12 protein-coding genes and 1 pseudogene are annotated in these 9,773 nt (G+C 56.0%); 3 read left to right on the top strand and 10 right to left on the bottom strand.

From position 1 onward, the window contains the following. Positions 1–143: 143 nt before the first annotated feature. Positions 144–776: an MBL fold metallo-hydrolase gene (locus IKE44_RS11865; RefSeq protein WP_049625174.1), complete on the bottom strand. Its 633-nt coding sequence runs from the start codon at positions 774–776 to the stop codon at positions 144–146. Between the two features lie 178 nt (positions 777–954). On the opposite strand from IKE44_RS11865, the gene IKE44_RS11870 reads away from it, so the two are divergent. Next, the gene (locus IKE44_RS11870) at positions 955–1,131 is read left to right on the top strand and encodes a DUF2759 domain-containing protein (protein WP_033010201.1); all 177 of its coding nucleotides are present in this window, start codon (positions 955–957) and stop codon (positions 1,129–1,131) included. Positions 1,132–1,232: 101 nt separating this feature from the next. On the opposite strand, the gene IKE44_RS11875 is transcribed toward IKE44_RS11870, so the two are convergent. The 4 genes from IKE44_RS11875 to IKE44_RS11890 form a co-directional block, all read right to left on the bottom strand. Beyond that, entirely contained in the window at positions 1,233–2,396 is a 1,164-nt protein-coding gene (locus IKE44_RS11875; protein ID WP_033014614.1) for a M14 family metallopeptidase, read from the bottom strand. Between the two features lie 101 nt (positions 2,397–2,497). Next, the gene (locus tag IKE44_RS11880) at positions 2,498–3,451 is read right to left on the bottom strand and encodes an ROK family glucokinase (RefSeq protein WP_287466018.1); all 954 of its coding nucleotides are present in this window, start codon (positions 3,449–3,451) and stop codon (positions 2,498–2,500) included. 10 nt (positions 3,452–3,461) lie between these two features. Next, positions 3,462–3,674, bottom strand: coding sequence for a YqgQ family protein (locus tag IKE44_RS11885; protein WP_033014816.1), 213 nt, complete (start codon positions 3,672–3,674; stop codon positions 3,462–3,464). A 95-nt stretch (positions 3,675–3,769) separates the two neighbouring features. After that, positions 3,770–5,233: a spore germination protein gene (locus IKE44_RS11890; RefSeq protein ID WP_049625175.1), complete on the bottom strand. Its 1,464-nt coding sequence runs from the start codon at positions 5,231–5,233 to the stop codon at positions 3,770–3,772. A gap of 125 nt (positions 5,234–5,358) precedes the next feature. Here IKE44_RS11890 and IKE44_RS11895 point away from each other — a divergent pair, with 125 nt between their 5' ends. After that, on the top strand, positions 5,359–6,228 hold the full coding sequence (locus IKE44_RS11895; RefSeq protein ID WP_033014617.1) for a hypothetical protein: 870 nt from the start codon (positions 5,359–5,361) through the stop codon (positions 6,226–6,228). Here IKE44_RS11895 and IKE44_RS11900 read toward each other — a convergent pair. From IKE44_RS11900 to rpmG, 5 genes are all read right to left on the bottom strand, one after another. After that, the gene (locus IKE44_RS11900) at positions 6,225–7,397 is read right to left on the bottom strand and encodes a rhomboid family intramembrane serine protease (RefSeq protein ID WP_049625176.1); all 1,173 of its coding nucleotides are present in this window, start codon (positions 7,395–7,397) and stop codon (positions 6,225–6,227) included. The genes IKE44_RS11895 and IKE44_RS11900 overlap by 4 nt on opposite strands. Before the next feature lie 207 nt (positions 7,398–7,604). Continuing rightward, positions 7,605–7,781, bottom strand: coding sequence for a hypothetical protein (locus IKE44_RS11905; RefSeq protein WP_162839640.1), 177 nt, complete (start codon positions 7,779–7,781; stop codon positions 7,605–7,607). 76 nt (positions 7,782–7,857) lie between these two features. Next, complete coding sequence (locus tag IKE44_RS11910) at positions 7,858–8,634, bottom strand: DUF92 domain-containing protein (RefSeq protein ID WP_049626446.1); 777 nt, start codon at positions 8,632–8,634, stop codon at positions 7,858–7,860. Beyond that, positions 8,624–9,193 carry a 5-formyltetrahydrofolate cyclo-ligase gene (locus IKE44_RS11915; RefSeq protein WP_049626447.1) on the bottom strand — a complete coding sequence of 190 codons (570 nt, stop codon included), beginning with the start codon at positions 9,191–9,193 and terminating at the stop codon, positions 8,624–8,626. The genes IKE44_RS11910 and IKE44_RS11915 overlap by 11 nt, the downstream gene beginning before the upstream one ends. A 58-nt stretch (positions 9,194–9,251) precedes the next feature. Continuing rightward, the gene (gene rpmG, locus IKE44_RS11920; protein WP_011231931.1) at positions 9,252–9,401 is read right to left on the bottom strand and encodes a 50S ribosomal protein L33; all 150 of its coding nucleotides are present in this window, start codon (positions 9,399–9,401) and stop codon (positions 9,252–9,254) included. A 166-nt stretch (positions 9,402–9,567) separates the two neighbouring features. Between rpmG and IKE44_RS11925 the strand changes: the two are divergent. Then, positions 9,568–9,773, top strand: a pseudogene (locus IKE44_RS11925) (hypothetical protein); the annotation flags it as partial.

Below are 9,773 nucleotides of genomic sequence, written 5' to 3' on the forward strand. Positions count from 1 at the left end.
ATTATGGATAGAACATCCCCCAAAAACCCTTCTTGGCGCGGCTGAGAGGGGTTTTTTTATTTTGCAGGCTTCACAGGCAGACGCCTGTCTGCCTGTTTCCATGCCCTCTCCGGAAGCCCTGCCGTGCGGCGGCTGTCGGGAAATCAAGAAAACCCGTGCAAAAATGGATTGGTGTCCATTTCCATGCCGATCGTCGTCTCCGGTCCATGCCCGGACAAAACCAACGTCTCTTCAGGCAGCGTCAACAGCTTGCGGTGAATGCTTGCCAACAGCTGCTGGTGGTTGCCGCCCGGCAAATCGGTGCGCCCGATGCTGCCGGCAAACAGCGCATCGCCTGAAAATACGAGCTGCGCGGCTTCACAGTAATACGAGACGCTGCCCGGCGAATGGCCAGGCGTTTCCCGCACGTCAAACACAAACGGACCGATCGTCAACGTCGTCCGCCCTGTAAGGCATGTCGGCTCGCAACGGACAACGACCGGACCGCCGAAATAAAGTGAACCGTTGAGCGCCGGATCTTGCAGCCATGATTTTTCGTTTTCATGCACATACACGGGAATATCCCAGCGGGCGAGCACATCAGAAATGCCGCCGATATGGTCAAAATGGGCATGCGTCAGCAAAATCGCCAGCGGGGTCAATTTCTTTTCTTCAATTCGGCGCACGATCGTTGCTCCTTCCGCTCCAGGGTCAATGATGACACATGCACCGTCCGCGGCCGACAACAAGTAGGCGTTCGCCTGAATCGGGCCGACAGGAATGCGCGTCCATTCCATCACCGTCTCCTCCTTATCGTTGGCATGGTCAGCGTTATCCTTATTTTACCGTTTTTCTCCCGCCGATGAAAGAGAAACATGCAAATGCGGAACAGACCTCGACAAAAGAAAAAAAAAAAATTACAATGAAAAAGAATGAGCTCGCTTGTACATACTGTTTCACAAGGGGGTAAAACGGATGGGTACAGTCATTATTTTTGCGCTCGTGACGTTGCTCGCCCTTTACGGCATGCTCCGCACGCTGCGCGAGAAAAATGTGCTCGGATTTTTATTTGGGCTTGGCACAGCGGCGGTTTTCGGCTGGTTTACAGTGATGACGATTTTGCACCACGGCATTCCGACAGGCACACACTGAAAACGCAAGAGGCGGACGGAGCCTCTTGCGTTTTTTCACACCTTTCAGAGCATTGCGATGCAATTGGCAGCCCATGCGGCATTTCTCCGCAAACGCCGCCTTCAAGCCATTTCGAGCGCAGCCAAAAACAAACCGAGGCTGTCGCGGTATATTTGCGCAAATTGCGAGAGCGGTAGCGGGTTGACCCCTTCTCCGAGTTCGACCGTATAGCCTCTGCGCCGCCATGTCTGAATGAACCAGTCGCGGTAGCCGGCGTGGCTGTCAATATAGCGAATCGCTTGGTATCCGCTCGCTTCGGCCATCGCCTTGACGGCCGCCTCCGCTTCTGGCGGCTCCAATCCTTCGTACCCCCAATAAATCTCCTTTCCTTGTGTATGAAACGCAACAACCATTGCAAAATCCCCTTCTTCAGCCAGCGCTGCCATCGCTTTCGCCTCCGGCTCGGTGAGCGGGGCGAAGCCGGGAAAATCACGCGGCGCCGGTCCCTTTGGCGGTTTGCGTGCCTGTTCAATTTCCCAGCGGGCCGGAAACTGGTTGTTTAAGTCGATGCCACGAATGTTCGCTTTCCACTGGGAAAAATCAGCGGCCCCACCGTTAATGCGGATGGCTTCACTCCGGTGCGGCTCCTTCTCGGGAGGACCGTTCAACACAAGATTGACGCCATCGGGATTGACCATCGGCACGACGGAAAGAGTCGTTTTATGGTAATACTCGAGAACCCGGCGGCCGGCCAACATGTCGTCATTGACAAGCGCCCGCACATAGTCGTCGATGAGCGCCATTAATACTGCCGTTGTAATCCATTCGTTGGCATGGAACGATCCGTTCATATGGACGCGCACCGGGCCGCGGCCGATTTGCAGCTCAACAAGCGGCAAACCAAGCACGCTGTATCCGATCGTCCGCTGGCGCACAAACGGGTAATGGCGGACGATCGCGTCAATATCCTCCGTCAAAGCGGCAAAATCGTACGGCCGGACGCTGCGAACGACAGGAGCGGCGATCCGCATAGGCAGCGGCGCTGTTCCGTCAATGACCGCCATCGCCCCCGGCATCCGCCGCAACGCCTCGATCGGCAGCGATAGACTGCGGGAGAGTGTTTCCCATGACTCGATGACGCCATATCCCGGAATAGCGACTGTCTGTCCGGGACGCAGCCTTCCTTTGTCGACATGTGGATTGGCGTCTACAATCAACTCCGTCGGCACTGAAAACCATTGCCCGTATTTTTCAAGCGTATCGCCAGGCCATGCTTGGACGCGCATGCGCCATCTCCCCTTCCCTTTCTTCTACCTTCAACATATGCGGCAGGCGCCAAAAAATGAAAACAACGGCTTGCTCCAGCAAGGGAGCAAGCCGTTGCGGTTTAGGCGCCGATGAGCGATTTCGCCAACCAGGCGCCGCCGATGACTCCGGCGTCATTGCCGAGCGTTGCCAGCACGATCTCCGCTCCGGCGGCGACACGCGGAAAAGCATAGCGGCGGAAATGGGCGGCGACATGCTCAACGAGCAGTGCCCCCGCCTTCGAGACACCGCCGCCGATCACAATTTTCTCCGGATTGGTCACATTAGCCGCATTCGCCAACGCCAAACCGAGATAGCGCGTCACCTCCTCAACAACCTCAAGCGCGAGCGCATCCCCCGTTTTGGCGGCGTCAAACACAGCTTTGGCGGTGACATCGCCGCCGCGGAGCGCGCTCGGACGCTCGCTGGCAGCCAGCTTTTCGCCGGCAATCCGCACAATGCCGGTCGCCGACGCAATCGTTTCCAAACAGCCCGTTTTGCCGCAGTTGCACGGCGCGCCGCCGTCTGCAACCATCGTCATATGGCCGATTTCTCCACCGGCGCCGTTCGTCCCGCGCACGATGGCCCCGTTGGCGATTACGCCGCCGCCAACGCCGGTGCCGAGCGTCACAAACAGCAAATGGCGCGCCCCTCCCCCGGCCCCTTTCCACATTTCGCCGAGGGCGGCGATATTCGCGTCATTGTCGACGGCCACCGGCAGCCCTGTCTCTTCTTCGAGCTGTCGTTTTAAGGGGTAGTGTTTCCATCCTAGATTGACCGCTTCATACAGCATTCCTGTTTCTTCCTGAACCGGCCCGGGGGCGCCGATTCCGATGGCGAGCAGCTGTTCTTTCGTTCCGCCAAGCCGGGCGAGCGTTTCATCCAACGACCGGGCGATATGGGCGACGATCCGTTCGCCGCGGTTGGACGTGTCTGTTGGAATTTCCCATTTGTGTACAATAATTCCTTCTTCTGTAATAAACGCCATCTTCGTCGTCGTGCCGCCAAGATCGATGCCTACCAACCATTGTTCCATCGCCATTCCCTCATCCTTTTCTCATTCGTTTTTCCCGCTCGATTTGCGCTTCCTGCCGCAAAACAAATAACGCAGCCTGCAATTGTTTGACATCGATGAGCTGAGACTCGTACAGCTCTTTCACTTCCTCCTCCATCAGCTCCAAATCGGCGATCCGGTCGCCGACATAAATGATCGTGCCAAACTGTTTGAGCAGCTGTTGCACATCGTATACTGTCTTCATCGTCATCGATTCTCCTTTTCTCCCTTTTTAGTGTATCGGCAAATATCCGCAGCCGTCAAGACAAAAAACGCAGGCGCTAAAAATCAGCACCTGCGTCAGCGGTCAGGGTCGCGCGGGTGAAGAATCGCCGGTCGCCGGTTTTTCAGCGGCATCGGCGAGCGGATGAGCACATCGCGCATCGCCCGATAAGAAAACGGAATAAACGGCCATAAATACGGGATGCCAAACGACGACATCCGGGCCAAGGAGATGATCCAAACGGTAAGGCCGAGCACATAGCCGTACAGGCCGAACAGGCCCGACAAAATGAGCAAAGCAATGCGGACGAGCCGGTTCGCCAAGCTCATCTCATAGCTTGGCGTCGCAAACGTGCCGATGGCGGCAACCGAGAAATATAAAATCACTTCGTTGGAAAAGAGGCCGACCTCCACGGCAATGCCGCCGATCATAAGCGCCGCCACCAAACCGAGCGCTGTCGCCAGCGAGGACGGCGTATGAATGGCGGCCATTCGCAGCATATCCATGCCGATTTCGATCATCAAAATTTGAGCAAAAAGCGGAATATCGCCTAATTTCGCCTTTCCTAAAAACTGCAGCGGCCCCGGCAGCAGTTTCGGCTCCGTCATCAATAAATACCAAAGCGGCAACAAAAACACCGACGCCCAGACAGCCAAAAAGCGAACGAGCCGCAAATACGCCCCGACGATCGGCTTGTTCCTGTATTCTTCGGCATGCTGCAAATGATGCCAAAACGTTGCCGGGGTGATAATGACGCTTGGCGACCCGTCAACGATGACGAGCACATGCCCTTCGTACAAATGGGCGGCCGCCGTATCAGGACGCTCCGTATAACGAATGACCGGGTACGGGTTCCAATGCCGCCCGGAAATAAACTCTTCAACCGTCTTTTCCGCCATCACGAGCCCGTCCGTATCGATGGCGGAAATCGACTGCCGGACGCGGCGGACAAGTTCCGGGTCGGCAATTTCTTCAATATAGCAAATGCAAATGTCCGTTTTCGAGCGGCGCGCCACCTGTACATACTCCATCCGCAGCGACGGGTCGCGGACGCGGCGGCGGATGAGAGCCGTATTAAAGATGATCGTTTCCACAAACCCGTCGCGCGCCCCGCGCACTACCCGCTCAGTGTCCGGCTCCTGCGGGCCGCGCACTGGATAGGTGCGGGCGTCAATTAAAAGGATGCGATCCACGCCATCAACGACGAGTGCCGTCGGTCCGGAAAGCACGGCGGCGACCGCCTCCTCGAGATCGTTCGTTTGCCCGATTTCTACATAAGGAAGATGCCTTTTTAACAGTTTTTCGAGCGGATCAGCGTCCAGTTCGCTCTCGTCTAGATGGGACAAATTTCTCATTAAATAATGCAAAATATCGTCTTTCACAAACCCGTCAATCATAAACAATGCCATCGCCCGGCCGCCATACTCGACGTCGAGGCGGATGACATCAAAGCTTTTGCCGACCCCAAGCCGCTCGGCTAAGTAAGCCGCATTGTCTTGGAGACGGCATGAAGCTGGCCGTTTCGGCACACGTTTGTCCATCGCCATCCCCCTGCATCTCGTGTTACTGTATACTCCCCATCATAGACAACCAGCAGGAAATTCATACATAAATGTCCCTTTCTATGCATATATTGGTGGAAACTTGTCCGCTCAGGGAGGATGCCATGAGACGATGGTTGTTGGCCGCCGTAGGAGCAGCGTTTTTTCTCGCCGCTATAGCTGCGCTGTTTTCGTGGTGGGAGCGTCAGCGCACCGAGGAAACGATTAAATTTTTCCCGCTTGACCGCGAGGCGGTGTTCACCGAAGCGAAAACCACTCTTGCGCTTGCAACAAACAAAGAGCGCGGGCGCTATTCGCTGCGTTGGTCCACTATCTCCACGCTGAATCGCCGCGCCTATTTGCGGCAAGACGTTTCATTGCTGTTTGCTGACGGCCGATTGGTTGATGTATTGTCCCGATGGGAGACGAACACCGGAACGATCGCTATGGAAAAAACAGCAATTATGCATGACAGCCGTTTTTTCCAAGCCATTTCGTTCCATCATGGTGAACTGCACAAGGGCGAAACGATCACAAGCAGCCAAACGATGTCAAGCGCGTATTTGTATGTCATCGACTCGCCATACCATCCGCTCGCATCATTCCGCCGGCCGAAAACGGACGCCGAGCGCGAATGGCAGCGCGTCTTGAACAAGGCAACGAACGAATTTCTCCGCCATAAGGCGGACGAGCTGCTTTCCCATTTTTCGCTATCGAAAGAAGACTACTACGCCCTTTATTTGCCGGAGCTTGTCGCTTATACGGAACAACCGCTGCCCGGCTTGTCGATGACAAAAACACAGACGATCATCGGCCGCCTATGGGAGGGGATCTATAAGTCATACGTTCTCGGCATAAAAAAAGAGGATGGCTCCATCCTCTCGCCGATCGGCAGCACGGTGCCGCTTATTTTGATCCGGAAAGATTACGGTCAAATCCTTGTTTTGCTTGAAGCGAAAAATGGAGACAAAGTCATGCTCATCCAAGTTCCTTAGCGGAAACCAAGCCATAAGCCGGACGCTGCCAATAACAACGCGGCGGCCAATGCGCCGGCCTGCCGCCCCGAAGCGGTCTGCTTCGGCAAATGGACAGCACCCGCTGCCAGAAAGCCGCCGACAAGCCCGCCGATATGGCCGGCGTTGTCAATGCCGGGAACAAGCAGGCCAAACAGCAGGTTGACGACGATTAAGCTGATTACGTTCATGCCCATCGTCCGAAAAAATAGATGCCGGTAAACCGTCCCAAAATAAAGAAGTGCCCCAAACAATCCGAAAATGGCGCCGGACGCCCCGGCCGAAATCGATGGAGTGAACAAAAAGCTCGACAGCGTTCCGAAAAAACCAGCCGTTGCATAAATGATCAAAAAGCGAAGCGAACCGTACAACCGCTCTGTCGTCGTCCCTAAATAATACAGCGCAAACGTGTTCGTCAACAAATGCAAAAACCCGATATGCAAAAACATCGGCGTCAAAAATCGCCACCATTCCCCCGCCTCAATGAGCGGATTGAATTTGGCGCCATACCGGATCAAGACGTTGGGGTCCGTGCTGCCGCCGCTCCACTCGAGAACAAAAAACATAGCGACTTGCACGATCATCAGCAGCCGAGTGAACACCGGCCTGCCGTATTCAAAAATGCGCCGCTCTTCCTCCCGTTGACGGCGCCATTCCGTCAGCACTTGATGTTTGAAACGCTCGGCGGCGGCGAACGGGTCTTCCTCTTCCGCAGATGGAGCCGGGCGGAGCGTCGCCCCGGTCATCTCCTCGAGCCGCGGCAGCATGTCATTGATGTTGCCGCTATGAATGAGAAGCGTATGAAACGCGCCATCGCCCGTCCCTAAAAGCGGCAGCGGTTCGTCAATGAGAAACTCCCAGTCATCAACCGGCGGATACGCCATGATGTATACGTTGACAACCCGGCCTCCTCTGCCGGTTGCCCGTCCGTCCATCCGCCGAATGAATTGCCACGTATATTCCATATCAAGACGCAACGACCGACTCCAGTCGAAATCGGCGCGGACGAGGCGGATGAGTGTCGGCCGCCGCCAGCGGGCCGATTCGAGCCATACTTCATCCCCGCGTTCGGCCATCCGCGCGATGCGGTAACCGCCGCGAAGCAAAAGATGAACAAGCTGCCAAAACAATACATCCATCGTTCCAACCATGTTCTTCTCTCCTTTTCTCCAGCAGGCCGAACCCAGCGGACAGCAAAGCTCCGGCTGTCTGGATGATCCAGCGCAAGCCAGAGGGAGGCTGTGCCGTTCCCGCCCCAGGCGCGCTTTTCCCCCCCCCCGCCAGCTTTGAAATCGACGATAAGGGTGGCCAGCTTCCCGTTCGCGGCATCATAAAACGGCCAGCCGGCCACCGCCTCTCTAGCGCAACATTTGCGACACAACCGCGTTGCGCACCGCCGGAATGTTGAGCGCAAAGCGAACAAGCTGCTTTCGCAGCGGCGGAATGCGCAACGCCCAGTCAGCCATTCGGTAACGATAGCGATAGGTGAGCCATCCGGCTGCGACCGCCAACAGCGAGTACGACCATTTGTTCATTGGTGTTCCCCCTTCATCAATATGACATGCTCGTTATTCTTTTTCCCTTTTTCCCCTTAATTATGAAGCAGACGGCCTAACGCCCCAGCACAAGGGCGGCGGCAAGCACCGCACCGGCAGCCGACAAGAAGTTGACGGCATCGTTGTCAAGCCAGCGCCATCCTTTCACCTGAACGGTCATCCGCCCGCAATGCTGTTTTCGCTCGGTGGCGATCCCGCATACCGGACAGCGGTAAACGGTCTGCCAGGCGGCGCCAAGCCATGTATCCAGCCAGCTGCCAAACCAGCCGAACAGTGCAAGGGGGAGCCACGGTGCAGCGGGAAGGAGCAACGCGCCGCTGGCGGCGATGAACAGCGCCCCAGCAAGGGAAGCGGCCGTGCCAAGGAGCGTCACCGCTCCGGAAGTGCCGGCCTCGACCGGCTGAAAACTCGGCCATGTCCGCGGCGGACGCCGGCTCAAGGCACCGATTTCCGACGCCCATGTATCGGCGTTCGCCGCCGCGACCGCGACGACGAACAGCTCGTTCCAAACCGGGTCAGGGAGCAGCGCCGCCAGCAGTCCGAGCGCAGCCGGCACTCCACCGTTGGCCAGCACTTGGACCGCATCACGCCGCCCCCCTTTTGCCACCTTTTCGGCGAGTTTCTCCTTTTTCCGTCTCCCGATATGGCTGAAAAAGCTGGAGCTGGCAAAAAATAATCCTAGCAACCATAGCCCGCTCCATGAAAAACCATACCCAACCAAGGCGCCGACAACAACGGTCGCCGCCGCTCCCGAGGCGGACAGCAAGCGCAGCAGCCACCCGCTGCCGGCTGCGATGGCGGATGCAGCAATATACGCCCATTCACCGCTCACAGCGAATGACCCCTTTATCGGTAATAATGAACTCTACCGGCACGTCATGTTCTTCTGCTGGGATGTCGTCCACCACTTGAAACGAATAGGCAAGCGCCGCCGTCACTGCCGCCGCCCCCGGCAAGTACCGGTCATAATACCCGCCGCCGTAGCCGATCCGAAAGCCATTTTTGGCAAAACACACTCCTGGAACAATAATGAGATCAAACTCCTCGCGATCCATCGCCATCGTTTGTTCCTCGATCGGCTCAAGCAGCCCGGCATACGCCTCTTCAAGCTGGGCAAACGACACGATCCGCCGAAACGTCATCATTTTCGCCGCTGGGTCGCATTTTGGCACGCCGACTTTTTTTCCTTCCCTCCAAGCTTGTTCAATGATCGGCGCCGTATCCACTTCCGTCTCCCGCGCCACCGTGATGGCGATCGCCCGGGTTTGTTTCCACGGCGTCCATTGATATAAATAACCGGCAATTTGCCGGTCGCAAACTCGTTTTTCAGGCGCCGGAAGCTGCCGAAGCCGGCTGAGCATATGACGGCGCAGTTCCCGTTTGCGGTCCATCGTCGCTCCCCTTTCTGCCCGAAAGATAAAAAAGCAGCAGGAATGGCGTTCCTACTGCTTACTTCGTTTCGCGGTGCAACGTAACTTTGCGGTCCCGCGGGCAATATTTTTTCAGTTCAAGACGTTCCGGGTTGTTGCGTTTATTTTTGGACGTAATATAGTTGCGTTCGCCGCATTCTGTGCATGCCAGTGTAATGTTCACACGCATCCTTTTTCCCTCCAAACGTGCTTTATATAATCAGACCTTTCTATGATAGCATTTTTCTGCGACGATTTCCACCTCTAAATTTCATTTCCCTCCATTTTATCTTTTTCCACAAGACCGGCCACAAATAGAATGCGATATGATATAGTGAAAAGAGGAGGGATTCATGATGGTAGAATACACGATCATCGCCTTGGCGGCCTTATCGATTCTTTTGCTTGTCCTTTCCTTTTTCGCCAAAGACGAATGGAAGCCGCTTGAAGAACAAATTGACCAGCTGGCTGTCTCGTTGGCGCAAGAAACGTATCAAATGAAAAAACGGCTGCAAGTCATCGAGGAGGAACTGCTCATCCCTGAGCGCCGGCGCCCGCCCCG

The sequence above is a fragment of the Geobacillus sp. genome (assembly GCF_017515625.1).
Lineage (GTDB): Bacteria > Bacillota > Bacilli > Bacillales > Anoxybacillaceae > Geobacillus > Geobacillus stearothermophilus.